We start from the raw sequence: 26,828 nt of genomic DNA, 5'->3' as shown, positions 1-26,828 counted from the left end.
ATGTGTCGAAGCATCCCCTGGAGCCCCCGGAGGAGTGGGCGGCGCTGCGGGCGGAGGGGTGTCCGGTGCCGGAGGTGGCGCTGCGGTCGGGCAGGGCGCCGGTGCGGGTGTTGACGCGGTACGCGGATGTGCACGCGATGCTGTCCGATCCGCGCTTCGCGCGGGATCCGGGCGGCACCGGCGAACAGCACGAGCTGTGGCGGCGGTTGCTGGGCCGGGTGCTCACCGGTAAGCAGGCGGCCGCGCTGCGGCCGCGGATCGCGGACATCGGGCATGCCCTGGTGGACGCGATGGAGGCCGGTCCGAGGCCCGCGGATCTCATGGCGGGGTTCGCGGATCCGCTGCCGGTGCGGGTCATCGGCGTCCTGCTGGGCGTGCCGGAGCGGGACTGGGACCGGTTCGCGTACTGGTCGGGCACCCTGTACGGCGCGGACCGCTACGGCGAGCGGGAGATCGCCGCCGCGCGCGAGGACCTGATGGCGTATCTGGGCGACCACGTGGCCCGGAAGCGGCGCGCGCCGGGGGACGACCTGATCAGCCAGGTCATCGGGATCACCGACGCCGCCGGCCGGCCTCTGCCGGATGCGGTCCTGGTGCAGATCGCGCGGGGGCTGACGGTCTCCGGCCACGAGACGACGTCCAGCGCGATCGGGAAGCTCGTGCCGGTCCTGCTGGACGACCGGTCCCGGTGGCGGCGGTTGGTGGAGGACCGGTCGCTGGTGCGGACCGCGGTCGAGGAGTTGCTGCGTTTCGACGTCAACCGGGGGCCGGGGATGCCGCGTTACCTCACGGAGGACCTCGAACTGGGCGGTGAGGTGATCCCGAAGGGCAGCACCACGCTCTCGGTCATCGACGCGGCCAACCGCGACGAGCGGATGTTTCCCGAGCCGGACGCACTGGACCTGGGCCGCTCCCCCAACCGGCACATCTCCTTCGGCGCCGGTGCGCACTCCTGCGTCGGTCAGGCGCTGGCCCGCGCCGAACTCCAGGCCGCCCTGGACATCCTGCTGGAGCGGCTGCCCGGGCTCGACCTGGCGGTTCCATCGGCCGAGCTGGTGCGGCGCGAGGGGCAGCTCACGGGAGGCTTCGAGCGGGTTCCGGTGGTGTGGTAGCGGCGGCGGAACACGTACCGCCGCTGGACTGTTCTCCCGTGCATGGTGGATGATCCAGCACGATCAGCGGGATCACGCAGGGTCCAGGGGGATCCAGGGGGAGGAAAAGTGGCCGTGGTGAGAGAAGACGTGGCGAGCGAGCGACCAGACGGATTGCGTTCGCCCCGCACCCTGGCCGCCGTATCGGCGGTGCTCACCGGAACGATGGCGCTGTACATCGCGCTCGTCGCGTTCGGCAACATCACCGACTTCGGCACCAACCAGCAGTTCGTGCGGCATGTCCTGGCGATGGACACGACGTTCAAGGACGAGGACCTGATGTGGCGGGCGATCGAGTCGACCGCCCTCCAGGACGCCGCCTACGTCGCCATCATCGTCTGGGAAACCCTCGCCGCCCTCGTCCTCCTGGCCGCGACGGCCCTGTGGGGTATGAGCCTGCGCGAGAGCGAGAACGGAAGTGGCATCCGCCGGGCCCGCCGGGCGGGCACCGTGGGCCTGTTGATGCTGATGCTGCTGTTCGGTGCCGGGTTCATCGCCATCGGCGGCGAGTGGTTCTCCATGTGGCAGTCGAAGAGCTGGAACGGGCTGGACGCCGCCACGCGCGTCTTCCTGCTCTCCGGGATCGTCCTGGTGCTCACGCACCTGCCCTCAGCCGAGCGGGCCGGGCGAGCCGAGCCCCGCACCGAGGACTGACCGGAGCGCCGGGGCGGCGGAGGCGTCGCCGTCCAGGAAGCCGAGAAGCTCGCGGCGGGTCGGCCCGGTGGCGGGCCCGCGGCGGGTGACCGCGAAGGCGGCCGCGGCGTTGGCGCCGCGTACGGCGTCGAGCGGATCCAGCCCGCCACCGAGGAGGGCCAGGAACGCGCCGGTGTGGGCGTCGCCCGCGCCGTTGCTGTCGACCGCGGTCACCTGACGGCCGGGGACGTGCACGGCCTCGCCGCCGGGCGGTACGAGCCAGCACCCGGCCGCGTCGGCCCGGACGAGCACCCCGGTCTCCGGGCCCAGCCGGGCGGCGAGCGCGGCGGCGGTCCGCCGGGCGTCGTCCAGACCGGTCATCAGCCGCCCCTCGCGCTGGTTGCAGCTGATCCAGTCGCAGCGCGCCAGGGCCGTGCGCAGCAGGTCTTCGGGGATGTCGGAGACCAGCGGCCCCGGGTCGAGGAACGCCCGTACGTCCGGGGGCAGTTGCGCGATGAGCCCGGCCAGGACCGGGCCGCCCGCCGGGTGGGCGAGCCCGTACCCGGAGATCTGCACCAGATCGCCGGGCCGCAGCGCGGCGAGCACCGCCGCCGCGTCGGCCCCGGTCAGCCGGGCCTCCGCCCCGAGGCTGGTGGCGAAGGTCCGCTCGCCGTCGTCGTCGACGAGGGCGACGCAGAAGCCGGTGTCGGTGTCCGGCAGCGGGGGCAGCAGCACCTCGATGCCTTCCCGCGCGAGGTCGGCGCGCACCCGGTCCGCGAACGGCCCCGAGCCATGGCCTCCGGCGTAGACGGCGGGCATGCCGAGGCGGCGCGCGGCGGCGAGGACGTTGAAGCCGCCGCCGGTGACGAAGGTGGTGTCCGTGGCGACCACGTCGCCACCGCGTTCGGGCAGCGCGGGGACCCGCATCACCAGGTCGACGATGGCGTTGCCGAGCAGCACCAACCGGCTGTCCGCGCCGCTCACGCCGTCTCCTGTGCGGTCGGCTCGGGCAGCGTGTGCGGGGACAGGGGCGGCTCGGACGTCTCGTCGGCACCTGCCGTGGCGCCGCCCAGCCGCCGCAGCAGCGCGTAGACGCCCGCGGCGAGGGCGAGGGTCACGACCCACCCCAGCCCTTTGGTGCCGATCCAGGTGTCGGAGAGCGGTCCGGCGAACCAGACGTCGGTCGAGCTGGTGGCGGCCTCGGTGAAGAGCAGCCCCACCACGATGGCCACCACCCACGCGGTCAGCGCGGACCAGCGGACACCGCCCCGGAACCAGTAGCGGCTGGTGCGGCTCACGTCCATCAGCGCCACGCGGTCGTAGGACCGACGGAGCATCAGGTCGACCGCGAACACCCCGACCCAGGCGGTGATCGGCACGGCCAGGAGGGTGAGGAAGGTGATGAACGGCCCGTAGAAGTCCTTGGCGATGAGGATGAAGTAGATGCCGCCCGCGAAGGTGACGACCACGTCCAGCCCGACGGCCACGGTGCGCCGGACCCGTATCCCCAGGGTGATCATGGTGAGCCCGGCGGAGTACACCGACAGGTGGTTGGAGAGCAGCAGACCGCCGAAGGCCGCGATCAGATACGGGATCGACATCCACGACGGCAGCATCGCGTTGATGGCCGAGACCGGGTCGGCGGCCGAGGCCAGGTCCGGCTGCCCCGCCGCGAGCAGCGAGCCGAGCGAGATGAGCACGACCAGCGGGATGCCCGCGCCGAACGCGGAGGCGGCCACCAGCCTGCGGCCGGGGATCTGTCGGGGCAGGTAACGGGCGTAGTCCGCGCCCGCGTTGGCCCAGCCGATCCCGGTGCCCGCGGCGATCATCCCGGTGCCCACGACCATCGCGCTCACCGGGCCCGCCGGGGCCTGGAAGACCTTGTCCCACGCCACGGTGGCCGCGAGGAAGGCGATGACGACGAGGTTGAGCACACCGAAGGCGTACGTGGCCCACTTGTTGATCCACATGATGGTGGCATGGCCGAGACCGCTGATCAGCAGGGTGCAGCCGATGAAGACGAGCAGGCAGACCACGGTGAGGACGGCGTTCTGGCGCACGCCGAAGGCCACGTTGAGCAGGGCCAGCAGGGCGAAGGCCGCCGTGGTGGTGTTGATGGTCTCCCAGCCGAGACGGCTCAGCCAGGTGATGAGGGTGGGGCCCGCGTTGCCGCGCACCCCGAACACCGCGCGGGAGAGGGTGAGGGCGGGCGCGCCGCCTCGTTTGCCCGCGATGCTCAACGCGCCCACCAGGGCGAACGAGCCGAACGAGCCGATGACGGCCACGATGACCGCCTGCCAGATGTTCAGGCCGCGGAAGCTGACGAGGGCGGCGCCGAGCGGCAGCCCCAGAATGCTGATGTTCGCCGCGAACCACGTCCAGAACATCTGCCCGGGGTGGCCGTGGCGCTCGGTGTCGGGCACCGGCTCGATGCCGCGTGTCTCCACCGCGCCGACGCGGTCGTCCTGCGAAGCGGCCATGGTCGTACCTGTCTTTCTGTGCGGGGACTGCGAGCCGTCCGCGCCGCCCCGGGGACCGGGCGTATGGCACGGATGCGGCAGGTGGTTCACCCGGCTGCGGCGGCCCGCAGCGCGAGGAGGGAGGTGGCCAGCGGCTCCAGGTCGAGGCCGTTGACGGAACGGAGGGTGGTGAGCGCGTCGGCGGGGAGGGCCGAGGCGCCGCTGAGGGATCCGGCGATCGCACCGGCGATGGCACCGATGGTGTCGCAGTCGCCGCCGAGGTTCGCCGCCAGGAGGCAGGCGCGCCACGGTTCGCCGTCGGCCAGGGCGAGTACGGCGAAGGCGGCGGGCACCGACTCCTGGCTGGCCACACTGGTGCCCACGAGGTCGCTGATGCGGTCCAGGGCCCGCTCCTCGGGCAGGCCGCGGATCAGGTCCACGGCCCACTCGATACGGGCCGCGATGGCGGCGCCGTACACCCAGTGGCCGCGCTCGGCACCGGCCGCCGCGGCGGTGATGCCCGCGGCGATCGCGTCCTCGAGCCCGCCGCCGCCGACGCCACGGCTCACCGCCGCGCCCACGGCCGCGGCGGAGGCGATGCCGAGGGTGGTGTCGTGGGTGACCCGGCAGGCCGCCGCTACGTGGTCGACGAAGGATTCGAGCGGCTTGTCGGGGAAGGCGACGCCGACCGGAGTGATCCGCATGGCGGCGCCGTTGGTGGACCCCGACCGGCCCGCCTCCTCCGGCGGCACGCCGCGCGAGACGGCCTCCAGGGCGGCCTTGGTGGAGGGGCCGAGCAGATCGTACGAGCCCTTGGCCTTCATGGCGCGCTCCCACTCCAGCAACTCCTGGGCGAGCCGGAGCGGGTCGATGTGTCCGTTGCCGTCGACCAGCAGCCGTCCCACGATGACGGCCTGATCGGTGTCGTCGGTGACCGACCCGGCGGGCAGTCCCGCGCTCACCGGGTTCTCCGCCGGGCCCGGCTCGAACCCGGTCACGGCGCCGAACCGGGCGACGATCGACCGCCGGGGCATGATCTGGGTCGGCATGCCGAGGGCGTCGCCCATGGCCAGGCCGTACAGGGCTCCGAGTGCGCGGTCGTGCTGGTGGTTCATCAAGACTTCCTGTTGTCGGTACGGGCTGTCGGTACGGGCTGTCGGTGCGGGATGGTGGCGGGTGCGGACGGCGGGGGTCAGCCGGGCGGTTCGCCGAAGCCCAGGTGCAGCTGGAAGCGGGCGGGATCCAGCAGGCTGGTGACGTGCTCGACGACGCGGCCGTCGGCCCCGCGGCTGACCCTGCGGGTCCGCAGGAACAGGTCTCCCTCGGCACGCCGCAGCAGGGCCGCCTGATCGGCGTCCAGCCCGGACACGGACGCCCACTCGTCGCCGTGGGTGGCACGGACCCCCGCCGCGGCCAGGGTCTTGGTCAGCGAGCCGTCGACCAGTCCGCGCAGCGGCACATCGGCGAGCGCCGGAAGCAGCGGGACCCGGCTGCGCTCCAGCGAGACGGGCGTGCCCTCGGACAGGATCCGCAGCCGGTCCAGCGCCAGGAACTCGGCGCCCTCGATCCCCAGCTCCCCGGCCAGCCGCTCATCGCGCACCGCCTCCAGCCGCAGCACCTCGGTGCTGACCCGGGCCCCCTGATCGGCCAGGGCCCTGGTCCAGCCCAGCCGGTTGTCCAGCAGGCCGCCGTCGAAGGTGACGAACGAGCCGACGCCCGCATGCGTGGAGATCAGCCCCCGCTTGCTCAGCTCGTCCAGCGCCTGCCGGACGGTGTTCCGGCTCACCGCGAAGCGCCTGGTCAGCGCATGCTCACCGGGCAGCCTGCTGCCCGGCTCCAGGGCGCCGCTGTGGATCTCACGCGCCAGGACACCGGCGATGCGCTGGTGCTTCAGGACCTGTTCAGTCATGTCCAGAAGCTAGCCATACCTGTTCAGTCCTGTCCAGTGTCCGGAGCGGACTTCTTCATCCAGCGCTCCAGGCCCGCGGCGTCCAGCGGCAGGTCGGCCGAGAGCACCTCGGAGCCGCCGGGGGTCACCAGGATGTCGTCCTCGATGCGTATCCCGATGCCGCGCAACTCCGGCGGGACCGTCAGGTCGTGGGCGTGGAAGTACAGGCCGGGTTCCACGGTGAGCACCATGCCGGGGGCCATCTCGGCGCCCTGGTAGGCGTCGTACGAGGACTGGGCGCAGTCGTGGACGTCGAGGCCGAGGTGGTGGCCGATGCCGCAGACCAGCCAGCGGCGGTGGTGCTGGCCGCCGTCGGAGAGGGCCTCGTCGACGGAGACCGGGAGGAGTCCCCAGTCGTGGAGGCCGTGGGCGATGACCTCCATGGCGGCGTGGTGGAAGTCGGTGAAGCGCTTCCCGGGGCGCACCTGGGCGAGGGCCGCGCGGTGGGCCCGTTCGACCAGGTCGTGGACCTGGGTCTGCGCGGCGGAGAAGCGGCCGGAGGCGGGGAAGGTGCGGGTGATGTCGGCGGTGTAGAGATCGCGGGTCTCGACGCCCATGTCGAGCAGGACCACGTCGTCCGGGCGCACCGGGCCGTCGCACCGGACCCAGTGCAGGGTGGGGGCGTGGGCGCCGCTGCCGACGATGGTGGCGTAGCCGGGGGCGTTGCCGTAGGTGCGGGCGTGGCGTTCGAAGGTGCCTTGCAGCCAGCGCTCGCCGGGGCCTTCGAGGGCGGTGGGGAACTCCGCGACCACGGCGGCGAATCCGGACACGGTCCGGTCGACGGCCTCGCGGAGGCGGGCGATCTCCCAGTCGTCCTTGATCATGCGCAGTTCGGCGAGGGTGCGTTCCAGTTCGGCCGAGGGCTTGTGGTGGCCGGTGGTGAGGGGGCCGGTGGTGAGGGGATCGGCGAGTCCCGTCAGCGCGGTCTCCAGCTCACCGGACGGGCGGACCTCCACCTGGAGCGCGTCCGCCCAGTCGCCGGGGCCGGGGGCGGCGCCGACCCACAGCTCGCCGTACGCGGCGTCGGAGAAGAAGCCCGGCTCGCCGGGGTGGGCCGGAGGCGGCAGGTACAGGGTCGCGTCGTGTCCGGTGCCGGAGGGCCGCAGGACGAGGACGGCGTCCTCGGCCGTACAGCCGGTGAGCCAGGAGAAGTTGCTGTCCGGGCGGAAGTCGTAGCGGGTGTCGTTGCTGCGTACGGGGGCGCCGCCACCGGCCACGACGACGGTTCGGCCGGGGAGCAGCGCACCCAGCCTGGCGCGGTGTGCGGCGGCGGCCTCGGGCGCGCCGGGGGTGGTGGGCGGGGTGCGGTCGGGAGTGGCCCAGCCCTGGCCCATGTACGCGGCGAAGCCGGGGATGTCGGCGAGCCGGGGCAGGCGGGGGTCCGGTTCGGTGGGAACGGGCCCGGAACGGCCGGGGGTGGTCCGGTCAGCCATGGGTGGCACCTCCTGAGGAGTGGTCGCTCGCGCGCTGGTTGCCGGGCCGCCCCGCGGTGGCCCGGGCGCGGCGGGCGCGGTCCCAGGCGGGGTTGATGCGCGGGATCGCGGCCAGCAGGGTGCGGGTGTACGGGGCCCGGGGGTCGGCGAAGACCCGCTCGCACGGGCCCGCCTCCACGATGCGACCCTCGCTCATGACCGCGACCCGGTGGGCGATGCGGCGTACCACGGCGAGGTCGTGGGCGATGAAGAGGTACGCGTAGCCGCTCTCGCGCTGGAGCCGCCGCAGCAGGTCGAGCACCTGCGCCCGGACCGACACGTCGAGGGCGGAGACGGCCTCGTCGCAGATGACGAGCCGCGGGCCCACGGCGAGCGCCCGGGCGATGCCGATGCGCTGGGCCTGCCCGCCGGAGAACTGCGCGGGGTAGCGCTGGGAGTGGTCGGGGTCCAGTCCGACCCGCTCCATCAGCTCCTTGGTGAGGGCGCGCCTGCCGCCCTGGGGGGTGATGCCCTGGTAGTCCAGCGGCGCCATGAGGATGCGTTCCACGGTGTGCCGCGGGTTGAGGGAGGAGTACGGGTCCTGGAAGACGACCTGGACGTCCTTCCGGAACCGGGCGAGCGCGGGCCCCTTGACCCGGGTGACGTCCTCACCCGCGAACTCCAGGCTGCCGCCCGTCGGTTCCATCAGCTTCGCGGTCATCCGGGCGGTGGTGGACTTCCCGCTGCCGGACTCGCCGACGACGGCGAGGGTCTCCCCCGCGCGGATGTCGAAGCTGACCCGGTCGACGGCGGTGAACGCGACCCTCCGGCCGAGCACTCCGCCGGGGCCGCGGCCGGTGAACGTCTTGGTCAACTCCCGGGCGCGCAGCAGCAGTTCGCCGGACGAGGCACTCACAGGCGCACCTCCGTGTCGTCGTCGATGCGCGGCACGCTCTCCAGCAGCGCCCGCGTATACGGATGGTGCGGATCGGAGAAGATCCGCTCGGCCTCCCCGTACTCGACCGGGTCGCCCTCGCGCATCACCAGGATCCGCCGCGCGAGGGAGCTGACGACGGCCAGATCGTGGGTGATGAGGACCATCCCGGTGCCGGTCCGCTCCTGGAGCCCGGCGAGCAGCCGCAGGATCTGCGCCTGAACGGTGACGTCGAGCGCGGTCGTCGGCTCGTCCGCGATCAGCAGGGACGGGGAGCAGACCAGCGCCATGGCGATCATGACGCGCTGGCGCTGTCCGCCGGAGAACTGGTGCGGGTAGTGGCTCGCGCGCCGCTCGGCGTCGGCGATGCCCACCTGCGTCAGCGCCTCGACGGCCACGGCCCGGGCGGCCTTCCGCGAGCCGCCGCGGTGGGCCCGGTAGGCCTCCTCGATCTGGAGGCCCACCGTGTAATAGGGGTTGAGCGAGGACAGCGGGTCCTGGAACACCATGGAGATCCCGTCGCCCCGGATCCGGCGCAGTTCGCGGTCGGGGCGGCCGAGCAGTTCCTCGCCGTCGAGGCGGACGCTGCCGGTGGCCGTGGCGCCGCGCGGCAGCAGCCCCATGATGGCGAGGCTGGTCATGGACTTGCCGGAACCCGACTCCCCGACGATGCCGAGGGTGTCATCCCTGTCGACGGTGAAGGACAGGCCCTTGACGACGTCGACGGGACCGCGGGTGGTGGGCAGGGTGACGGTGAGGTCTTCCACGACAAGGAGCCCCGGCCGCGCTCTCATCGGATCGCTCATCGGATCCTCACTCTCGGGTCCAGGGCGGTGTAGACGAGGTCCACGACCACGTTGCCGACCACCACGAAGAAGGCCGCCAGCAGCGTGACCGCCATGATCACCGGCTGGTCGTTCTTCGCGATGGAGTCGGCGGCCAGCTTCCCGATGCCGCCGAGGCCGAACACGGTCTCGGTGATGAGGGCCCCGCCGAGCAGCCCCGCGAAGTCCATCCCGAAGAGGGTGGTGACGGGGGTGAGCGCGGGCCGCAGCGCGTGGCGGCACAGGACGAGGGGTCGACCGAGCCCCTTGGCCCGGGCGGTGCGCAGGAAGTTCTCCGACAGCGTCTCGATCACCTGCGTCCGCGTCAGCCTCGCGTACAGACAGGCGTATCCGGCCGCGAGCACCATCCACGGCATCAGATACGCCTGGAACCAGCGCGCCGGATCCTCCGAGAAGGCGACGTCCGAGGGGAACGGCAGCCATTCCAGCTTGACGACGAGCACGTACTGAAGGACCAGGGCCAGCACGTAGTTGGGGACGCTGATGCCGCCGAGGGCCAGGGCCATCGCCCCGCGGTCCCACCAGGTCCCCTGCCGGACGGCACTGAGCAGCCCGGCGGCCACCCCGACGAGCAGCCACAGCACCGCGGCGCCGACGGCCAGGGTGGCGCTGACCGGCAGCCGTGCGGTGATCATGGACCAGACGGACTCGTCGGTCTGGAAGCTGTAGCCGAGGCACGGCGCCGGGCAGTGGACGAGCGTGGCGCCCGAGCCGTAGTCGCGCCCGGCGAAGATCCCGCCGAGGAACGCCCCGAACTGGCTGAGGAAGGGCCGGTCGAGGCCCAGCGCCTCGCGGATGGCGCCGATCCGCTCCTCGGTGCAGGTCTTGCCGCAGATCATCACCGCGGGGTCGGGCGAGAGCTGGAAGAAGATGAGGTAGGTGAACAGGCAGACGGCGAAGAGGATGAGGACGACACCGGCGAGCCGTCCGAGGAGGTAGCGGATCATCAGGCGGCTGCCTCCCCCTCGTCGATGGCGTGCCGCAGCCGGTCCCCGAGCACGGTCAGCGACAGCACGGTGAGGAAGAGGAACGCACCCGGGATCACGAAGTACATCGGGTCGACCTGGTACCAGCTCACCGAGTTCGCGATCATCTGGCCCCATGACGGGGTGGGCGGGGTGATGCCGACGCCGAGGAAGGACAGACCGGCCTCGGTGCCGATGTTGCCGGGCACGGCGAGCGTGGCCATGACGGTGATCGGGCCGCGCAGATTGGGCAGGATCTCGCGGAACACCAGGTCGCGGTCGCGGGCCCCCGACGCCTTGGCCGCCTCCACGAACTCCCGGCTCGCCAGCGCCATGGTCTGCCCCCGGATGACGCGGGCGAGATACGGCCAGCCGAAGCCGCTGATGACGACCACCAGCAGCACCGGCCGGTTCCCCGCCGGAAGCGAGGACAGGATCGCGATCATGAAGATCAGCGCGGGGAACGCCATGAGGAAGTCCATGAGCCGGGAGATCACCTGATCCACCCACCCCCGGTAGAACCCGGCGAGCATGCCGAGGACGACGCCGAGCACCCCGGTGAGCAGGGTGCAGGACAGCGCGATCAGGAGGGACACGCGGGCGCCGTGGACGATGCGCGCGAGGATGTCCCGGCCGTTCTGCGGTTCCACGCCGAAGAGGTGCTCGGAGCCGATGCCCCCGAACGAGCCCCGGGGCACCCCGCCGAGGCCGGTGTCGACGGCGGAGGAGTCGAAGGCGTACGGGCCCCAGCCGGTGAGCGCGGTGATCAGCGGCGCGCCCAGCGCCATCAGGCAGAGCAGCCCGAGGAACACGGCTGCGGCGACCGCGGCGCGGTCGCGCCGCAGCGCGCCGACGATGCGACGGCCCGAGGTCAGCGGTGCCGCCGGGCTCGTGGCCAGGCCCTGGGCCTCGGCGTCCGGGAGCGGTGTGCCGACGACGCTCATCAGGAACGGCCCGGGTCCGCGAGGCCGACGGAGACGAGGTCGATGCCGCCGGAGAAGCCCGCGTGGAGGTACGCCCCAGCGATGTTGCTGCCGACGACGCCGACGTACTTCTCGTACATCAGGGGCACGACGGGGGCGAGCTTCATGATCTGCTCGTCCAGCTCGCCGTAGGCGGCGTTCTGCTCGTCCACGTCCTTCATGGCGGCGATCTCGTCGATCCGTTCGTTGACCTCCTTGTCGTCCAGCTGCGCCAGGTTGGAGTTGCCCTTGGCGGTGATGTTCCGGCCGTCGAACAGCGGCGGCAGGAAGGTGGCGCCGGACGGCCAGTCCGGGCACCAGCCGGTGATCGCCGCGTCGTGCTGCTGGGAGGGGGTGCCGATGGCCTCGTAATAGGTGGCGGTATCGATGGTGTTGAGCTTGACCTTGATCTTCAGCGGGGCCAGCGCCTGCTGGATCGCCACGCCCTGGGCCTGCATGTACGGCTGGGAGCGGATGTCGAGGGTGAGGGTGAAGCCGCCCCTGGCCCCCGCCTCGCCCAGCAGCCGCCGCGCGGCCGCGAGGTCACCCTTGCCTCCCTCGCTGGGGTACGGGTCGTAAGCCTTCCGGCCGGCGACGGTCGGCGGCTGGATGGACGTGGCCTGCTGCGCCTTCGCCGTGCCGCCGACCGCGTCGACCTGGGTCGCCTTGTTGACCGCGTACGCGATGGCCCGGCGCACCGCGACCCGGTCGAGGGGCTTCTTGGTGGTGTTCAGGCCCAGATAGGTGGTGCAGCCGGTGAGTCCGGTCAGGGTGCGCTTGCGCAGCGCGGGGGTCTGGATCCGGGCGACGGTGGCGGGCTGGATGCCGGACCCGCCCGCGATGGCGCTCGCGTCGTCGCCCTGCCCCGCGATCATGCGCTCGTCGATCGTGGCGCCGTCCAGGCCGAAGGTCCAGGCGAAGTGGTCGGGCAGGGCCTTGCGGACGGTGTCCGTGCCGGGGTCCCAGTGCTTGTTGCGGTCCAGCCTGAGCGAGGCGCCGCGCTTGTAGGAGGCGACCTGGTACGGGCCGGAGGCGATGGGCGCACGGTCGAACTCCCCCTTGCTGCCGGTGCCCTTGGGGAAGGGAACGAAGGAGGGTTGGGCCACGACGCTGCCGAAGTCCGCGTAGGGCTTCTTCAGCCGGAAGACGATCGTCCGCGCGTCCGGGGTCTTGATCGTGGGCAGGTCGCCGGAGGCGTACGGGCCCTGGTAGCCGTCCGGGGCGTCGATGAGCTGCTTGGCGTACGGGGAGCCGATGCCGATCTCGGGGTCCCAGGCCCGCGAGACGCCGAACTTCACGTCGGCGCTGGTGATGAGGTCGCCGTTCTGGAAGCGGAGCCCCTTCTTCAGGGTGAACGTCCACGTCTTGCCGCCGTCGGAGGGGGTGCCGGTGTCGGTGGCGAGGTCGGGCCGGATCGTCGTACCGCCCTTGCCGGGCGCCGCTCCCTGGGTCGTCAGGGTGCGGTAGATGAGGCGGTAGAAGTTGTTCACGCCGCCGTCGAAGCCGCGGGCCGGGTCGAGGTGGGAGAACGCCACGCTGGTCAGGACGCGCACGGTGCCGCCCTTGGCCGCCTTGCCGCCGGGACCGGCCGCGGAGGAGGCGCCCTGCGGGCCGCCGCCGGAGCAGGCGGTGAGTGCCAGGGCCAGCGATGACGTCAGCGTGGCGATCCGGAGAGAGTGCGATCTTTTCACTGTGCCTTCTTTCGGGGCTGGGCCTGAGAGCTGGGCCACCGACAGGGCGCTGTGTGACATTGCACTGATGCTCGTGACGGTAAGGGGCGGGCGGGGAGTTGCCAAGATGCCCGGTGTCGAAGCGAGTTGGAGCCCCCGGCGCGGGCCGGGGGCCGTGGGGGTGGCGCGGGGGTCAGCGGCCGCAGCGCAGGGCGCGGAGCGGGATGGCGTCGCCCATCACCCGCATACCGGTGTCATTGGGGTGGAGGTGGTCGCCGCTGTCGTAGGCGGGGAGCATCTTGGAGGGCGCCGCGGGGTCCCGTACGGCCTGGTCGAAGTCCACGACCGCGTCGAACGCGCCGCTGGTGCGGATGAAGGCGTTGACCTGCTGTCGGACCGTCTCGTCCACGGCCTCGTACTCCCGCCAGCCCTCGTACGGCATGACGGTCGCCCCGACCACGCAGACGCCGCGCGCATGGGACCTGGCGATGATCTGCCGGTAGCCCGCGATCAGTTCACCGGCCGTGGGGCCCGGCGTGGCCTTGATGTCGTTGATGCCCTCCAGCAGGATCGTCGTGCGCACTCCGGCCTGGGAGAGCACATCCCGGTCGAGCCGCTTCAGCGCGCTCTCGGCTGAGCCGTCGGCGAGGATCTTGTTGCCGGAGATTCCCTCGTTGGCCACGCCCTTGAGCCGGGAGCGGGGGTCGGCGAGCAGGCGGCGGGCGAGGAAGTCCGGCCAGCGGCGGTTGGTGTCCGCGGAGGAGGCGGAGCCGTCGGTGATCGAGTCGCCGAAGGCGACGACGGCACCGGTGCCCGGGCGTGGCCGCACGACGGCCGCGTCCAGGTAGTACCAGGAGGTGATCTGCTGGGTGTACGCGGCGGCGCCCTCCTCCGCGGCGTGGTCACCGGCCGGTGCGACGTACTGGGTCGCGCGGGCCCCCTTGTGGCCGGTCGCCAGGGTGCCCGTACTGCGTACGTAGAGGCTGATCGCGAGGTCCGACTGCGGCTGGACCCGGCCGGGCAGCGGATCGCTGTACACGACGCCGCCCGCCGGTACGGTCACTGACGAGGCGCCGCGGAAGGTCAGCCGCCCGTTGCTGCCGGGCACGACCGCCGCGCCGGACGCGCGGGTGCCCGCGTAGGCGTGCCCGAAGGTCACCGGCTGGTCGCCGTAGGCGTTGGAGAGGCGGATGCGCAGGTCCCGGCCGCCGACGCTGGTGTGGATGACGAACCGGTAGGTCAGGTCCTGGGTCGCGGTTCCGGCCGGGTAGGCGCTGGAGCCCCAGGTGACGACGGAGGAGCGCGGGGCGGGAGGCGTTGCGGGCGCGGCGGCGGACCGGGCGGAGGACTGGGCGGCGGAGGATTCGGTTCCGGTGGCCAGGACGACGCCGAGGGCGGCGGCGGTCGCGACCAGGATGCCCAGGGCGCGGACGGGTAAGCCAGGTCTCTGCATGATGGGGCGTTCCCTCTCTCGACAGTTGAGTGATCGGATGAATTGATACGCATTCCGACCTGCCTGTCGAGAGAGGGCGCCGCATTACGAAAGTTTCGAGACCCGTCACCTCACATCATCGGATCTATTCCCCGCCTCTGAGGTCCGCCCCGACCGCGGCCGCGACGACCTTGTCCCGCTCCGCGCGGCTGAACAGCCCCTCGGACAGCCAGGCGTCGGCCAGGGTGCGCACCGCCCGGACGAAGCGGCCGGAGGTCGCGAAGGGAGCCTGCTCCCAGAGCACATCGAGGAAGGTGAGGCCGTCGCCGCGGGCGCGGTTCGGTACGCCGGAATCGGCCGCGCCGAACACGACGACGGGTTCCGCGCGCCTGAAGTAGGCGTGGTACGGGGCGTCGTCGGCGAGGTGGAACGGCGCGAGGGTCAGGCCGTGCGTGGTGAAGTGCATCGGCCGGTCGCCGGGTTTGATCGCGTCGGCGAGGTCGCCGCGGAGCGTGAAGTCCTTGTAGAAGGAGAACGCGCGGAACTCCGTCTCCTGACTCCGGGCGACCAGCAGGACCGGCCCGTAGAACACCGACTGGACGGCCGGATCGTCCAGGGCCCGCTCGATGCGCAGGCGGTAGGGGGCGGAGATCCGGATGCGGTCGCCGCGCCGCCAGTCCCGGCTCAGGGTGAGGTAGCTGCCGGGCACCGCCTTGCTGCGCTGCCGGACCCCGTTGACCGTGACGGTGAAGCCTCCCGTGGCCCAGGCCGGAACCCGGAGTTTCACCTCGAGCCGCCCGCTGCCCTCGCGGAACGTCAGGGTACGGACGCCCTCGGCCGGGTAGTCGCCCGTCTGCTCGATGACGAAGCCCCGCTCCGGCCACCGCAGCGTCGAGGCGAGGGCGAGGTTGACGTACAGCGCGGTGCTGTCGGCGGAGCGGAAGTACACCGAGTCCTGGTACTTGGTGTGGTTCTCCATGCCCGTGCCGCCGCAGCAGGTGCCGGTGTTGTCGTACTCGCGCCGCACCCCCGGGCCCATCCCGACGAAGTAGGTGACCTCCGGGCTGTCCGCACCGGGGGCGTCCCGGCGGGAGGCGAGGATGTGATTGGTCAGGCCGCGCTCGTAGTAGTCCATGTACGCGGCGTCCGGCTCGCGGAAGAACAGCTGCCTGCTCAGCTTGAGCATGTTGTACGTCGCGCAGGTCTCGGCGTTCTTGCCGTCCAGGGTGGCCGCGATGGCGTTCCGGGCCCGGAACATCTCCCCCTGCCCCGTACCGCCCAGGCTGTACATCCGGGGACCCGCGACCATGCCCCAGAAGTTGCGGGCCGCGGCGGCGTACGCGGTCTCCCCCGTGTGGTCGAACAGCCGCAGATAGCCGGTGAACTGGGGGATGTGCTGGTTGGCGTGTTTGCCGTCCAGGGTGTCGCGGTCCTCGGCGCAGGCGCCCAGCAGCGCGGTGTTGTCGAAGCAGCGGGCGGCGGCGAGGTGTTCCGGGCGGCCGGTGAGGGCGTACAGGTCCGCCATCACCTCGTTCATCCCGCCGTACTCACCCGCGATGTAGATGGACCACATCCGCTCCAGCTGGGCCTTCGGCAGGTGGCCGAGCCGACTGTGCACCCAGTCGCCCATGCGCGAGGCGATCTGGAGGGCCTGCTCGTTCCCGGCCAGGGTGTGCGCGTCGAGCAGACCGCGCATGATCTTGTGGCAGGTGTAGTACGGCGCCCAGATGGTGGGGTACGTGGTGTAGCTCTCCAGCAGGATGAACTGGGTCTCCGGGTACGCCGCCAGATAGCCGGGGTGGCTGGGTCTCGGCGAACCGTGCTCCGCCAGCGCCCGCTGACACTCCCCGAGCGCGCCGACCAGGTAGTCGAGCTTGGCCTTGAGCGCGGGCTCCCCCGTGTCGGCACACGCCTGGGCGATGAGGGTGAGGAAGTGGCCGCCGTAGTGGCCGCGCAGATTGCCGTCGGAGGTCTCCCAGCCGCCGGGCGGCCGGGCGCCGCGGGTGTCGAGCCCGGCGTTGGCGCGGAAGACGGCCAGGATGCGGTCGGCCGGGTAGGACCGGGCGTAGTCGAGCATCAGATCGCGCTTGCGGCGGAAGACACCGTCGCGGAGGGCCACTTGGCCCAGCGGGAAGGGGCGTACGGGCCAACTCGTGGGGTCAGCGGGGGCGGTGGCGGCCGGGGCGGCGTGGGCCTGCGGAAGCGCGGACGCGAGCGGGGCGGCGGCCGCGGCTCCGGCCGCGAGCCGCAGCGCGTGGCGGCGGGAGGGGGTCTGGGACATGCTCGGACTCCGATCGTCGGTCGAGGTGACGCGCGATGGATGTGGCAGGGCATGACGCTGTGACAGAAGCGGACCGCAAGGGCTTTCAGTGACGGTAGAACCCGGCTCATGACCCGTCAACGCGGCCGCGGTGCTCGGCGTCGACGCGTGCGGTGACGCCCGTGTCGACGAGGGTGCGGGTGGCGTCCACCGAGGCGTAGATCCACAGGATCCGCATGGGCGCGGTGGCGGAGGCGTTGCGGAAGCGGTGGGGGGGTGTCGGCGGCGACCGGGCCGTGGTTGGCGAGCAGGATCGCGTGATGGGTGCGCGCAGTCTCCTCCGCGAGCGGTTCGAGGCCTCTGTCGCCGGGTGCGTGGAACGGCAGCAGCGGGAGGGTGCCGATGCGCATCGCGTCGTACGCGGTCAGCGGTGGCAGGGCGTTGCCGGGGTTGGTACCGGCGAGGCAGGAGACGGCCACCGCGTGCGTGGAGTGCAGATGGACGACGGCGTGGGCGCCCGGCCGGGCCCGGTAGAACGCCGCGTGCAGGAATGCCTCCTTGGTGGGGCGCGGTCCGTCGATGTGGTGCCCGTCCCGCAGGACCGAGTTGTCGGCCAGTTCGGCGAGCGTGGCGTGGAACGCGGTGTCGGCCTCGGCGAACTCCGCGTCGGGGCACTCGCGCATCGCGGCCAGCCGGGCCCGCAGCAGCTCCACCCCGGCCTCGTCGCGGGCCTCGGCGGCGAGCCCCACGACGACGACCTCCAGCTCGGCGCGGGCCTGGAGCATGTCCTTCGCACCCCGCTCGCCCAGCACGAGGCCGAGTTCGAACAGGCGGTAGAGCACATCGGAGTCGGGGCCGCGGAAACACGTTCCGTTGGACTGCCGGATCTCCAACAGGCCCAGGAGTCCCAGGGACTTGAGGGCCTCGCGCACGGTGGGCCGGTTGACCCCGAGCATCTCGGTGAGCCGGCACTCCGAGGGAATGCGGTCGCCGGGCTGCACCGCGCCGGACATCAGGGCGCCAAGCTCGGCGACATGATCGTGAGCGGTCTGGACACCGTCGCCCGGACCATCAGGGCGACGGCGAGCACCGCGTTGACCCACATGCGTCAGGTGGCCGGGACGGTGGGGATGGCCTCCCCGGAGGCGACCTCCAGCCGGTAGGCGTTAAGCTTCTCCGGGTCGATGCGGTGGCGTTCGCGCAGACCGATCGACGAACAGCAGGAGCTGATCAAGCGGCAGGCCGCCAACGCGGTGCCCGTCATGATGCTCGTCCTCGCCGCCGGGATCTTCACCGGCATCATGACCGACGCCGGAATGATCAAGGCCATGGCCGATGGACCCGACCTCGACCCCGCTGTGGGTCCTGCTGGGCCTCGTCAAGGCCGAACTCGGCGACGTCCAGAAGCACGCCCTGCGCTGGGGAGTCCCCGGCGGGGGCCCGCGCCCTCAGGGTTCCGTACGCCGCGTACGGGGGACGAAGGCGTACAGGTCCAGGATCTCCGGCCGGGGCGCGACGCCGGGGCCTCCCGCGCGGACCCACGCGACGATGTCCTCGGTCGCGTCCGGGTCGTTGACCAGCCCCAGCCAGACCGGCCGCGCACCGGCGGCCCGGCCCTCGGCGGAGGGCTGCACGACGACCACGTTCGCCTGGTCGCACACGTCGAGGCAGTCGGAGATCCGCACCGGTGCCGCCTCGCGCAGCCGCTCGGTCTGGGCCGTGTGATCGACGCGGGTGATCTTGGGGCTGCCGCAGCAGCAGTCCCGGCACACGACCAGGCGACACGGCGCCGGGGCGGCGTTCATCGGCATGACTTTTACCTTTCCTTTGACAGCGGACGAGTCACCGCATAGCTTCAAGCACACCTGTAGCGCACAAGTATCCGAGGGGGAGCGGCCGTGCGGACCCTGCTTCTCACCAGGCGCCGGTATCTCGATCTTCGCAGGTCCACCACCACGGGATGTTGAGCGGCCCCTTTCCGCCCTCCCCTCTTCCGCCGCGCCTCCCTCCCCTGGACCACCATGCCCTCCGCCCGCGTGTCGCGGCGCGGCCTGCTGTCGCTGGCCGCTGCCTCCTCCGGTGCCGCCCTGCTGTCGGCGTGCTCCGACGCCGAGTCCGGCGGCACGGTCGTGCCCTTCTACACGACCGAGTCGGACCCCACATCGCTCGCCTTCTACCGCTCCGTGATCAAAAAGTTCGAGCGCGAGCACCCCGGTGTCACCGTGAAGATGACGCTGTACTCGGACGAGAACCAGCTCCAGTACCTCCAGACGGCCATGCAGACCGGCACCGACATCGGTGTCTTCGCGCCTCCGGCCGCGAACATCCTCGACTGGGCCGTCAAGGGCTATCTGCTGCCCCTCAGCGACATGATCGAGGACATCGGCGAGGACGACTTCCTGCCCGGCACCCGCATCGTGCACCGCGGCGAGGACTACGCGATGCCGTTCCAGGCCAACGCCTCCGTCCTCTACTACCGCAAGGACCTGCTCGACGCCGCGGGCATCGACCCGCCGCGCACCTACGGCCAGTTCCTCGGCGCGGTGCGCGAGCTGCACGGCAGGGACGGCGTCGACGGCATCTCCTCCGGCGCGGGCAACACCCCCGGGATGACGACCCAGTTCCTCTCCCCGTACGTCTACCAGGCGGGCTGGGACTACTACGGCCCCGACGGCGAGGTGCTGTTCGGCAAGGACGAGGTGCTCGACGCCGTGAAGCGGCACGTGGCCATCATGCGGTACGCGCGAAAGGGCGCGTACAACACCAACTACCCGGACCTGATGAACACCTACATCTCCGGGAAGGCCGCCTTCGCCACCATGGCGGGCCGGCTCGGCGTCAACCTCGCCGAGCAGAACCCGCGGATCGCCGAGGTCACCGGCGTCCTCCCGGTCCCCGCGGGCCCGTTCCGCACCGGGCGGCTGGCGTACGGCGGCAAGAACCAGTACAGCGTCTTCGCGCACACCCGGCACAGACGCGCGGCCAGGGCCTTCCTCAAGGAGCTGACCACCGGCGAGAACGCGCTGAAGTTCTCCCTCACCGTCCCCGGCCACCTCGTGCCGCCGCTGAAGTCCGTGGGCGCCCGGCTCCGTCAGGAGATCGACGTCTCGGACGACCCGTATCTGAAGAAGCACGGCGACTGGGTGCGCACCATCCTCGACCTCGTGCCGCACGCGCTGAGCCCCGACATGGCCATGGGCTCGGTCGTGAACGGGCGGTACGACGGAAAGCTCTCCAATCCCTGCCCCTGGGCGGGCAAGGCGTGGGCGCCGCCCCCGGCCGACGCCTCGATGGTGCAGTCGATCCTGCTGCGCGGCGACGACCCCGAGCAGGCGTGGCGCCGGGCCGTGGACCAGTTCGCCTTCGCGGCCCGCGACTGGAAGTCGGCCAACCCGGAGTGGAGGCCCGCGGTATGAAGACGCTCCGCCACGGACGACCGCTCCGCCTCGGGCGTGTCCTCCAGTACGCGGCGCTGGCCGCCGTCGTGCTCATCGCCGATCTGCCGCTGCTGTGGATCCTGTTCACGGCCGTCAAACCGGACGAGGAGATCATCTCCTATCCCCCGACGTTCCTCCCGCACACGCTCACGCTCGACAACTTCCGCACCCTCTTCGAGATCTCGTCCTTCGGGACGTACCTCACCAACTCGCTGATCGTGGCGGCCGTTTCGACGCTGCTGGTCGTCGTCCTGGGCACCTGCGCCGCGTACGCGCTCGTCCGGTTCCGGATCCCGGGGCTGCGGTGGGTCGGGGAGCTGTCGCTGTTCGCGTATCTGGTGCCGCCGATCCTGGTGCTGGTGCCGGTCTCGCAGCTGGTGGCGCGGTTCGGGCTCGCCAACAACCTCGCCGCGCTGGTCGTGATCTACACGGCCACGCTGCTGCCGTTCGCGCTGTGGACCCTGCGCTCGTACTTCCACGGGCTCACCGTCGAGCTGGAGGACGCGGCGATGGTCGACGGCTGCACCCGCTTCGGCGCGTTCGTCCGGGTGGTGCTGCCGCAGTCGGTGCCGGGGCTCATCGCGACCGCCGTGTTCGCCTTCAACGCGGCCTGGAGCGAATACCTCTTCGCCTCCACGCTCATGGCGGAGCCGGACAAGCTGACGCTGAGTCCCGGGCTCTCGCTGCTCATGGACCAGACGAGCGTCTACTCGTGGGGCGTGCTGATGGCCGCCGCGCTGATCGTGGTGGCACCCGTGCTGGTGCTGTTCGTGATCGTGCAGAAGTTCCTCGTCGGCGGCATCGGACAGGGGGCCGTGAAGTGACTGCCATATCCCAACCGACCCGTGCTGCTGCCCGGTCACCCAAGCGCCGCCGGGGCCTGTCCGACCGGGCGCTCGGCACCCTCATGCTGGTGCCCGCGCTTCTGCTGCTGCTCGTCTTCGCCGTCTACCCCTTCCTCGCCTCGGTCTTCGACAGCTTCTTCCACGTCGACTTCCTCACCCGCGATCACACCTTCCTCGGCCTCGACAACTACCGCCGCCTCTGGGAGGACCCGGCGGTGCGCGGCGCGTTCGGGCGCAGCGTGCTGTGGGTCGCGGGGAACATGGTGGTCCAGGCCGCCGCCGGGGTGGCCGTCGCGCTGCTCCTCAACGCCGGGCTGCGCGGCCAGACCCTGGCCCGCGGGCTCGTGCTCTTCCCGTACGTGGTGCCCGCCGTGGTCGCCGCGATGGTGTTCCGCTTCGCGTTCAACGACACCTCGGGCATGGCCGGTTATCTGCTGCGGACGCTCGGGCTGAGCGACACCCTGGTGAACCCCTTCGCCGACCCGGCCACCGTGATGTTCGCGCTGGTCGCGGTGAACTGCTGGAAGTACGTGCCGTTCATCGTCATCGTCGTCCTCGCCCGCCTCCAGACCCTGCCGGGCGAGCTGCGCGAGGCGGCGGCGCTGGACGGCGCCGGGCGGTTCGGGGTCTTCCGGTACGTGACGCTGCCGTGGATCGCGCCCGCGCTCATCGTCGCCATGCTGATGCGCACGATCTGGACGGCGTACGACTTCGACCTGCCCTATCTGCTCTCCGGCGGCGGCCCGATGGACACCTCGACGACCATCCCGCTGGAGATCAGGAAGCTGGCCTTCGCCGACCAGGACCTCGGCCTCGCCTCCGCGCTCGCGGTGTGCGTGGCGATCCTCCTGGTCGCGGGCGCGCGCCTGTACCTGCGCGCGTACCGGGCGAGCGAGGACGCGACGGGCTGAGCACTCCCCCAGGAACCCTCGAAGGCCAGGAACCTCGACAGGCCAGGAACCCCCGAAAGGCACCCCCATGTCCGAAACGGCCGACGTGATCGACGCCGTCGCCGGTACGCCCGCCGCGTTGCGGACGTACCGCGAGAAGGCGTACGTCCACACCCAGGGCGCCCATGACGCGCTGCTGACCGGCACCGACAGCCTCCCCCGCGCCGAGCGCGCCGCACTCGCCGCCCACACCGCCGAGCTGAACGGCGCGCGGGCGCTCGCCGCGCACTACCGGGGCCTCGCCCCGGCGCCCGCCCCCACCGCGCGCCTCACGGCGCTGCTGCGCCACGCCGAACTCCTCGTCCTCGCCCCGTCCACGGCGGGCCCGGAGGACATCGCGGCCCTGACGGAGGCGGGCTGGGGCGCCGCCGATGTCGTGGCGGCCTCGCAGCTCGTCGCGTTCGTCACGTACCAGGCGCGGCTCGCGGCCGGGCTGCGGGCGCTCGGCGGGCTCCCGGCGGAGGGCGGCGAGGTCCCGGCGTACGGCGTGGCGGGCGAGGGGCGCCCGTTCACGCTCGACGCGCTGAAGTGGGACGCCTGGGTGGAGACGGTGGACGTCGACCGCGCCACGCCCGAGCAGCTCGCCGTGCTGGAGGAGTCGCTGCCGACGGCGAAGACCTCGCCGTACTACCTGGCCCTCGTCCACGATGTGACGGCGCTGCGCGAGCGGTCGCGGCTCTACAACGCCATCATGTACGCGACGCGCGGGCTCGACCGCCGCGACCGGGAGATCGCCGCGCTCGCCGTCTCGCACGTCAACGGCTGCGTGTACTGCGCGTCCGTCCACGCGCGGCGCTTCGCTCAGCTCGCCAAGGACGCCGGACCGGCGCGGGCGCTCCTCGACGCGGGCCCCGGCGCGGACCTGGGCACGGCGCGGCGGCGCGCCGTGGCCGACTTCGCGGTGCGCCTCACCCGCGAGCCGAACCAGCCGCTCGACCTCGCGGGCTTGCGGACGGACGCGGGCCTGGACGATACGGAGATCCTGGACCTCGTCCACGTCGTCGCCGTGTTCGCCTGGGCCAACCGTCTGATGCTCACCCTGGGCGAGCCCCGTTCCCCTCGTTCCACCACAGAGGAGCACCCCGCATGACCGCCACGCCCGACCACCCCCTCGTCGCCGCGGCCCGCCGGCTGGCCGACGACGTCCTGTCCCCCGCCGCCGAGGCGCACGACCGGGAGGGCGTCACCCGGCAGGCCATCGACGCCGTCAAGGCGTCGGGCGTGCTGGGGGTGAACGCCCCGGCGGCGTACGGCGGCGCGGAGGCGCCGGCGGCCGTCGGCCGGGAGATCGCCGAGATCCTGGCGGGCGCCTGCTGTTCGACGTTCTTCATCCAGGCCCAGCACCACACGCCGGTGCGGACCCTGGCCACGGGTGAGGAGGCGGCGCGCGAGCGCTGGCTGCGCCCGCTGAGCGAGGGCACCCTGCTCGCCGGAATCGCCTTCTCGCATCTGCGCGCCCACCCGAAGCTGCCGGTGCGGGCCACCCGGGTGGCGGGCGGCTGGCGCTTCGACGGGCGCGTGCCCTGGTACACCGGCTGGGGGCTGAACGACCTGTTCCTGCTGGGCGGCGCGACCGAGGACGGCGAGGTGGTCTTCGGCGTCACCGGCGCCCACGGGCAGCCGGGCCTCACCGCGACCGGCCCGCTCCAGCTCGCCGCGCTCACCGGTTCGCACACGGTCGGACTGCTGCTCGACGGGCTGGTGGTGCCCGACGAGGCGGTGGCGGTGCGGCTGCCGCACGAGCGCTGGGCGACGGAGGACCGCCCCAAGAACACCAACACCAACCCCGCCGTCTTCGGCGTGGCCCGCGCCGCACTCGACCTCCTCGACGCGTCCGGCGACGCCGAGGCGCAGGACACCGCGGGCGTCCTGCGCGACCGCCTGGACGGGGTACGCCGCGACGCCTACGCCCTGGTGGACGAGGTGCCGCCCGCCGAACGGCTGGACGACCGGCTCGTGGCCAAGACCCGGGCGTACGACCTGATGCGCGCCGCCACCACGGCCGCGATCGCGGCGGGCGGCGGCCGGTCCTTGGGCCTCTCCCACCCGGCCCAGCGCCTGGCCCGGGAGGGCCTGTTCCTCGTCGTCCAGGGCCAGACCCCCGAGGTCCGCACGGCCCACTTGGCGGCGCTGCGGGCCTGACCACGGGGAGACATGCGGGCCTGACCACGAAGAGACCTGCGAGCCTGGCCTGCGGGCCCGACCGCAAAGAGAATGGCCCTCACCGACGGGGGATGCGGTGAGGGCCTGCGTTCAGTGTGGCACGGATCAAGGGCGGAAGTACCCATTCCGGCCAATAAACTTGGCATATATCTACCACTTGACTCCCAGTCACCCCATCTACCTCAGCAGTATCAGGCGCTGTCGGCAGTCGGCGGTTCCGCGATGCCGATGTAGTTCCCGGCGGCGACGGCCCGGATGCGGGCCGACCATCCCCGCGCCGTGAGGTCGTCGGCGAGCGTCCGGGCGTCGTGGAACACCTTCACGATGCGGTACCGGCTGCCGTCGTCGAGCCGCCGCAGCGCCGCCGGGGCGGGCTGGTCCGCGAGGACCTCCTCCTCCGCGGCAGCGGCGGGGCCGTCGTCGATGAAGATCGCCTTGCCGCCGGGCGCGAGCGCCGCGGCGACGGTGTTCCAGAAGCCGGGCAGCCGCTCCGGCGGAACGTGGGAGAGCCAGAAGGCGAAGAACACCGTGTCGTAGCGCCGTGGCGGCTGCCACGCGAACAGGTCGGCCTGGACGAACCGGACCGCGCAGGGTACGGACGCGGTACGCGCCCGGGCGAGGTCCAGCACCTCCGCCGCCGCGTCGACGGCCGTCACCGACCGCGCCCGGGCCGCGAGCCGCGGCGTCCACTGGCCCGTTCCGCAGGCCAGCTCCAGCACGTCCCCGGCGACCGGGAGGCCGTCGACGGCGGCGAGCAGCTCCCGCAGCTCCTCGCGCTCCGCGTAGGGCCGGTCGTATTGCGCCGCGCCCGCCCTGTAGTAGGCCATCTGCTCCGCCAGGAGCGCGTCGTCGTCCATGGGGGTTCCTCTCCTCCGGTCCTCCGGGTCGGGAACACCGTCGGCCCTCCCCTTCGGGCAAGGTCAAGCGGGCCCGGGAGAGGTGGCTCCCGGGCGGGAGCCACCGAACGGGCGAGGGCGCAGTTTGCCCCGGACGCCGACGGGGGACCCGGCCTGCCCGATCTTCCTTTGGAGGCGGTATGGCTCTGTCCCACAGTCCGGTGGTCCGCGCATGGCGGCGCTGGCGACGGCCACGCGACCTGCACGTGCCACGGGAACCCATGGACGTCGAGGACGCCAACCGGCGCTTTCTGATGTACGGGGTGCTGCCCCTGTGGTGCGTACCGGCCGTGGCGGACTGGGCCATGCACCGCAGGACCCGGATCGAGGAGACCTCCGGCACCCGCGAATCGGCGCTGCACGCGCTCATGATGACCGAGGCGGGTGTCCCGGTCGCGATGGGGCTGCTCGCCCGGGTCAATCCGCTGGTGCTGTCGGTCATGGGCGGTGCGTCCGTGGTCCACGGCGCGACGGCCCTGTGGGACGTCACCCTGGCCACCGGCAAGCGTGAGGTACGCCCCGTGGAACAGCACATCCACAGCTTCCTTGAGGTGCTGCCGCTTTCGGCGCTGGCGTTCACCTCGTGCCTGCACTGGGAGCAGGTGCGCGCCACGCTGCGCGGGGGCGACACGGCGGAGGACTGGAAGCTGCTGCCCAAGGAGAACCCGCTGCCCGCCCGCTACCTGGCGGCGATAGGAGCGGCCATCGGGGCCTTCGTCGCCCTGCCGTACGCCGAGGAGATGACACGGTGCGTCAAGGCGGCCCGGGGCCGCAAGGCGACGTGAGCCATGCCGCGACGACACCGCTCCTCGACCGCCGTGGCCGACGGCACGGTCGAGCCGCTGCCCCGCCCGCGCATCGTCGCCCGCGACGTGCGAGGGCCCGAACACGTGGCCCTCGACGGCGCGGGCCGGATCCTCACCGGGTCCGCGGACGGGGCGATCTGGCGGCTGACCCTGTCGGAGACGGCGGGCCTCGCCCGCGCCGAGGTCATCGCCGAAACCGGCGGCAGACCACTGGGGCTGGTCCCGTCCCCCGACGGCGGACTCCTGGTGTGCGACGCCCGGCGCGGTCTGCTGCGGGTCGACCCGCGGGGCGGGACGGTGGGTGTACTCGCCGACGAGGTGGAGGGCGTCCCGCTGCGGTTCTGTAGCAACGTCGCCACATCGGCGGACGGCACCCTCTACTTCACCGTCTCCAGCCGCCGTTACGCCCTGGAGGACTGGCTGAGCGACATCCTGGAGGACACCGGTACCGGGCGGCTGCTGCGGCTGCGGCCGGGTGGCGAGCCGGAGGTGCTGCGGGACGGGCTGCGGTTCGCCAACGGAGTCGCGCTGGCCCCTGACGAGTCGTTCGTCGCCGTGGCGGAGAGCGGCGCCCGCCGGATCGGGCGCCATTGGCTGACCGGTCCGCGTACGGGGTCGGACGACACCCTCGTGGCCGACCTGCCGGGCTACCCCGACAACCTCTCCCGGGGCACCGACGGGGTGTTCTGGGTGGCCCTGGCCGGGCCGCGGGAACCGATCGTGGACGCCGTGCACCACGCCTCCCCCGCCCTCAGAAGGGTGGCATCGACCGCCGTCAGCAGGGTCCGCCCCCACCCGCGCCCCACCGTGCGTGTGCTGGCGATCCGCCCCGACGGAAGCGTGGCCCGCCATCTGCTGCGCCGCCGCTCCCCGTACCGGATGGCCACGAGCGTGTGCGAACACGGCCCCCGCCTGGTGCTGGGCAGTCTGCTGGAGCGGGGCATCGCGGTGTGCGGGTAGGGCCCCGGAGCCGGTGTGCGGGCGTCATGCCGCCGGGGCCTCGATCTGGTCGTGCAGCCGGGCGCAGGTGCGGTTGATCAGGCGGGACACGTGCATCTGG

Annotated in this window: 25 protein-coding genes; 9 read left to right on the top strand and 16 right to left on the bottom strand. The window is 72.3% G+C overall.

Going from position 1 to position 26,828, the window contains the following annotated elements; genetic code table 11:
• Positions 1-2 precede the first annotated feature (2 nt).
• The gene (locus EEJ42_RS23425) at positions 3-1,112 is read left to right on the top strand and encodes a cytochrome P450 (protein WP_342778317.1); all 1,110 of its coding nucleotides are present in this window, start codon (positions 3-5) and stop codon (positions 1,110-1,112) included.
• 153 nt (positions 1,113-1,265) lie between these two features.
• Complete coding sequence (locus tag EEJ42_RS23420) at positions 1,266-1,805, top strand: DUF2165 domain-containing protein (protein WP_123102544.1); 540 nt, start codon at positions 1,266-1,268, stop codon at positions 1,803-1,805.
• Here EEJ42_RS23420 and EEJ42_RS23415 read toward each other — a convergent pair.
• The 15 genes from EEJ42_RS23415 to EEJ42_RS23345 form a co-directional block, all read right to left on the bottom strand.
• Positions 1,761-2,768: a PfkB family carbohydrate kinase gene (locus tag EEJ42_RS23415; protein WP_123102542.1), complete on the bottom strand. Its 1,008-nt coding sequence runs from the start codon at positions 2,766-2,768 to the stop codon at positions 1,761-1,763. The two genes, EEJ42_RS23420 and EEJ42_RS23415, sit on opposite strands and share 45 nt — an antisense overlap.
• Positions 2,765-4,264, bottom strand: coding sequence for a purine-cytosine permease family protein (locus EEJ42_RS23410; RefSeq protein ID WP_123102540.1), 1,500 nt, complete (start codon positions 4,262-4,264; stop codon positions 2,765-2,767). Before EEJ42_RS23410 ends, EEJ42_RS23415 begins: the two co-directional genes overlap by 4 nt.
• 86 nt (positions 4,265-4,350) lie before the next feature.
• On the bottom strand, positions 4,351-5,358 hold the full coding sequence (locus EEJ42_RS23405; protein WP_123102538.1) for an ADP-ribosylglycohydrolase family protein: 1,008 nt from the start codon (positions 5,356-5,358) through the stop codon (positions 4,351-4,353).
• 77 nt (positions 5,359-5,435) lie between these two features.
• The gene (locus tag EEJ42_RS23400; RefSeq protein WP_123102536.1) at positions 5,436-6,152 is read right to left on the bottom strand and encodes a GntR family transcriptional regulator; all 717 of its coding nucleotides are present in this window, start codon (positions 6,150-6,152) and stop codon (positions 5,436-5,438) included.
• A 23-nt stretch (positions 6,153-6,175) separates the two neighbouring features.
• Positions 6,176-7,624 carry an aminopeptidase P family protein gene (locus EEJ42_RS23395; protein WP_123102534.1) on the bottom strand — a complete coding sequence of 483 codons (1,449 nt, stop codon included), beginning with the start codon at positions 7,622-7,624 and terminating at the stop codon, positions 6,176-6,178.
• Positions 7,617-8,519 (bottom strand): ATP-binding cassette domain-containing protein, encoded by a 903-nt coding sequence (locus EEJ42_RS23390; RefSeq protein ID WP_123102532.1) that lies wholly within the window; start codon positions 8,517-8,519, stop codon positions 7,617-7,619. Before EEJ42_RS23390 ends, EEJ42_RS23395 begins: the two co-directional genes overlap by 8 nt.
• Positions 8,516-9,343: an ABC transporter ATP-binding protein gene (locus EEJ42_RS23385; protein ID WP_246097283.1), complete on the bottom strand. Its 828-nt coding sequence runs from the start codon at positions 9,341-9,343 to the stop codon at positions 8,516-8,518. Before EEJ42_RS23385 ends, EEJ42_RS23390 begins: the two co-directional genes overlap by 4 nt.
• Complete coding sequence (locus EEJ42_RS23380) at positions 9,340-10,329, bottom strand: ABC transporter permease (RefSeq protein ID WP_123102528.1); 990 nt, start codon at positions 10,327-10,329, stop codon at positions 9,340-9,342. Before EEJ42_RS23380 ends, EEJ42_RS23385 begins: the two co-directional genes overlap by 4 nt.
• The gene (locus EEJ42_RS23375; protein ID WP_123102526.1) at positions 10,329-11,291 is read right to left on the bottom strand and encodes an ABC transporter permease; all 963 of its coding nucleotides are present in this window, start codon (positions 11,289-11,291) and stop codon (positions 10,329-10,331) included. Before EEJ42_RS23375 ends, EEJ42_RS23380 begins: the two co-directional genes overlap by 1 nt.
• Positions 11,291-13,000, bottom strand: coding sequence for an ABC transporter substrate-binding protein (locus EEJ42_RS23370; protein ID WP_246097281.1), 1,710 nt, complete (start codon positions 12,998-13,000; stop codon positions 11,291-11,293). The genes EEJ42_RS23375 and EEJ42_RS23370 overlap by 1 nt, the downstream gene beginning before the upstream one ends.
• A 172-nt stretch (positions 13,001-13,172) precedes the next feature.
• Positions 13,173-14,432: an SGNH/GDSL hydrolase family protein gene (locus EEJ42_RS23365; protein ID WP_123102524.1), complete on the bottom strand. Its 1,260-nt coding sequence runs from the start codon at positions 14,430-14,432 to the stop codon at positions 13,173-13,175.
• Between the two features lie 124 nt (positions 14,433-14,556).
• Entirely contained in the window at positions 14,557-16,692 is a 2,136-nt protein-coding gene (locus EEJ42_RS23360) for a glycoside hydrolase family 127 protein (protein WP_123102522.1), read from the bottom strand.
• Positions 16,693-16,808: 116 nt separating this feature from the next.
• Positions 16,809-17,684 (bottom strand): class II aldolase/adducin family protein, encoded by an 876-nt coding sequence (locus EEJ42_RS53095; protein WP_246097279.1) that lies wholly within the window; start codon positions 17,682-17,684, stop codon positions 16,809-16,811.
• A gap of 95 nt (positions 17,685-17,779) precedes the next feature.
• Positions 17,780-17,935: a hypothetical protein gene (locus EEJ42_RS51080; protein ID WP_184503222.1), complete on the bottom strand. Its 156-nt coding sequence runs from the start codon at positions 17,933-17,935 to the stop codon at positions 17,780-17,782.
• 184 nt (positions 17,936-18,119) lie between these two features.
• Positions 18,120-18,476: a (2Fe-2S) ferredoxin domain-containing protein gene (locus EEJ42_RS23345; protein ID WP_123102600.1), complete on the bottom strand. Its 357-nt coding sequence runs from the start codon at positions 18,474-18,476 to the stop codon at positions 18,120-18,122.
• 216 nt (positions 18,477-18,692) lie between these two features.
• On the opposite strand from EEJ42_RS23345, the gene EEJ42_RS23340 reads away from it, so the two are divergent.
• From EEJ42_RS23340 to EEJ42_RS23315, 5 genes are all read left to right on the top strand, one after another.
• A complete protein-coding gene (locus tag EEJ42_RS23340; protein WP_123102520.1) occupies positions 18,693-20,087 on the top strand; it encodes an ABC transporter substrate-binding protein in 1,395 nt (464 codons plus the stop codon).
• Positions 20,084-20,932: a carbohydrate ABC transporter permease gene (locus tag EEJ42_RS23335; RefSeq protein ID WP_123102518.1), complete on the top strand. Its 849-nt coding sequence runs from the start codon at positions 20,084-20,086 to the stop codon at positions 20,930-20,932. The genes EEJ42_RS23340 and EEJ42_RS23335 overlap by 4 nt, the downstream gene beginning before the upstream one ends.
• A complete protein-coding gene (locus tag EEJ42_RS23330; protein WP_123102516.1) occupies positions 20,929-21,864 on the top strand; it encodes a carbohydrate ABC transporter permease in 936 nt (311 codons plus the stop codon). The genes EEJ42_RS23335 and EEJ42_RS23330 overlap by 4 nt, the downstream gene beginning before the upstream one ends.
• A 67-nt stretch (positions 21,865-21,931) precedes the next feature.
• Positions 21,932-22,993 carry a CMD domain-containing protein gene (locus EEJ42_RS53090; RefSeq protein ID WP_246097277.1) on the top strand — a complete coding sequence of 354 codons (1,062 nt, stop codon included), beginning with the start codon at positions 21,932-21,934 and terminating at the stop codon, positions 22,991-22,993.
• Positions 22,990-24,045, top strand: coding sequence for an acyl-CoA dehydrogenase family protein (locus EEJ42_RS23315; RefSeq protein WP_123102514.1), 1,056 nt, complete (start codon positions 22,990-22,992; stop codon positions 24,043-24,045). Before EEJ42_RS53090 ends, EEJ42_RS23315 begins: the two co-directional genes overlap by 4 nt.
• A 212-nt stretch (positions 24,046-24,257) precedes the next feature.
• On the opposite strand, the gene EEJ42_RS23310 is transcribed toward EEJ42_RS23315, so the two are convergent.
• Positions 24,258-24,923 (bottom strand): class I SAM-dependent methyltransferase, encoded by a 666-nt coding sequence (locus EEJ42_RS23310; RefSeq protein WP_123102512.1) that lies wholly within the window; start codon positions 24,921-24,923, stop codon positions 24,258-24,260.
• 179 nt (positions 24,924-25,102) lie between these two features.
• Between EEJ42_RS23310 and EEJ42_RS23305 the strand changes: the two genes are divergently transcribed.
• Both EEJ42_RS23305 and EEJ42_RS23300 read left to right on the top strand, forming a co-directional pair.
• Positions 25,103-25,747 carry a diguanylate cyclase gene (locus EEJ42_RS23305; RefSeq protein WP_184503221.1) on the top strand — a complete coding sequence of 215 codons (645 nt, stop codon included), beginning with the start codon at positions 25,103-25,105 and terminating at the stop codon, positions 25,745-25,747.
• Positions 25,748-25,750: 3 nt separating this feature from the next.
• Positions 25,751-26,728 (top strand): SMP-30/gluconolactonase/LRE family protein, encoded by a 978-nt coding sequence (locus EEJ42_RS23300; protein WP_184503220.1) that lies wholly within the window; start codon positions 25,751-25,753, stop codon positions 26,726-26,728.
• Positions 26,729-26,828: the final 100 nt, after the last annotated feature.

Origin of the sequence: Streptomyces botrytidirepellens, from assembly GCF_003721215.1 — a bacterium.
GTDB lineage: Bacteria > Actinomycetota > Actinomycetes > Streptomycetales > Streptomycetaceae > Streptomyces > Streptomyces himastatinicus.
This window is presented reverse-complemented; position numbering and strand designations above follow the sequence as displayed.

Coding starts and splice junctions, on each gene's coding strand:
- EEJ42_RS23410 (WP_123102540.1), bottom strand. CDS start 4,264: ATGGCCGCTTCGCAGGACGACCGCGTCGGCGCGGTGGAGACACGCGGC.
- EEJ42_RS23405 (WP_123102538.1), bottom strand. CDS start 5,358: ATGAACCACCAGCACGACCGCGCACTCGGAGCCCTGTACGGCCTGGCC.
- EEJ42_RS23400 (WP_123102536.1), bottom strand. CDS start 6,152: ATGACTGAACAGGTCCTGAAGCACCAGCGCATCGCCGGTGTCCTGGCG.
- EEJ42_RS23395 (WP_123102534.1), bottom strand. CDS start 7,624: ATGGCTGACCGGACCACCCCCGGCCGTTCCGGGCCCGTTCCCACCGAA.
- EEJ42_RS23385 (WP_246097283.1), bottom strand. CDS start 9,343: ATGAGCGATCCGATGAGAGCGCGGCCGGGGCTCCTTGTCGTGGAAGAC.
- EEJ42_RS23380 (WP_123102528.1), bottom strand. CDS start 10,329: ATGATCCGCTACCTCCTCGGACGGCTCGCCGGTGTCGTCCTCATCCTC.
- EEJ42_RS23375 (WP_123102526.1), bottom strand. CDS start 11,291: ATGAGCGTCGTCGGCACACCGCTCCCGGACGCCGAGGCCCAGGGCCTG.
- EEJ42_RS23365 (WP_123102524.1), bottom strand. CDS start 14,432: ATGCAGAGACCTGGCTTACCCGTCCGCGCCCTGGGCATCCTGGTCGCG.
- EEJ42_RS23360 (WP_123102522.1), bottom strand. CDS start 16,692: ATGTCCCAGACCCCCTCCCGCCGCCACGCGCTGCGGCTCGCGGCCGGA.
- EEJ42_RS53095 (WP_246097279.1), bottom strand. CDS start 17,684: ATGTCCGGCGCGGTGCAGCCCGGCGACCGCATTCCCTCGGAGTGCCGG.
- EEJ42_RS51080 (WP_184503222.1), bottom strand. CDS start 17,935: ATGACGGGCACCGCGTTGGCGGCCTGCCGCTTGATCAGCTCCTGCTGT.
- EEJ42_RS23345 (WP_123102600.1), bottom strand. CDS start 18,476: ATGAACGCCGCCCCGGCGCCGTGTCGCCTGGTCGTGTGCCGGGACTGC.
- EEJ42_RS23340 (WP_123102520.1), top strand. CDS start 18,693: ATGCCCTCCGCCCGCGTGTCGCGGCGCGGCCTGCTGTCGCTGGCCGCT.
- EEJ42_RS23335 (WP_123102518.1), top strand. CDS start 20,084: ATGAAGACGCTCCGCCACGGACGACCGCTCCGCCTCGGGCGTGTCCTC.
- EEJ42_RS53090 (WP_246097277.1), top strand. CDS start 21,932: ATGTCCGAAACGGCCGACGTGATCGACGCCGTCGCCGGTACGCCCGCC.
- EEJ42_RS23315 (WP_123102514.1), top strand. CDS start 22,990: ATGACCGCCACGCCCGACCACCCCCTCGTCGCCGCGGCCCGCCGGCTG.
- EEJ42_RS23310 (WP_123102512.1), bottom strand. CDS start 24,923: ATGGACGACGACGCGCTCCTGGCGGAGCAGATGGCCTACTACAGGGCG.
- EEJ42_RS23305 (WP_184503221.1), top strand. CDS start 25,103: ATGGCTCTGTCCCACAGTCCGGTGGTCCGCGCATGGCGGCGCTGGCGA.
- EEJ42_RS23300 (WP_184503220.1), top strand. CDS start 25,751: ATGCCGCGACGACACCGCTCCTCGACCGCCGTGGCCGACGGCACGGTC.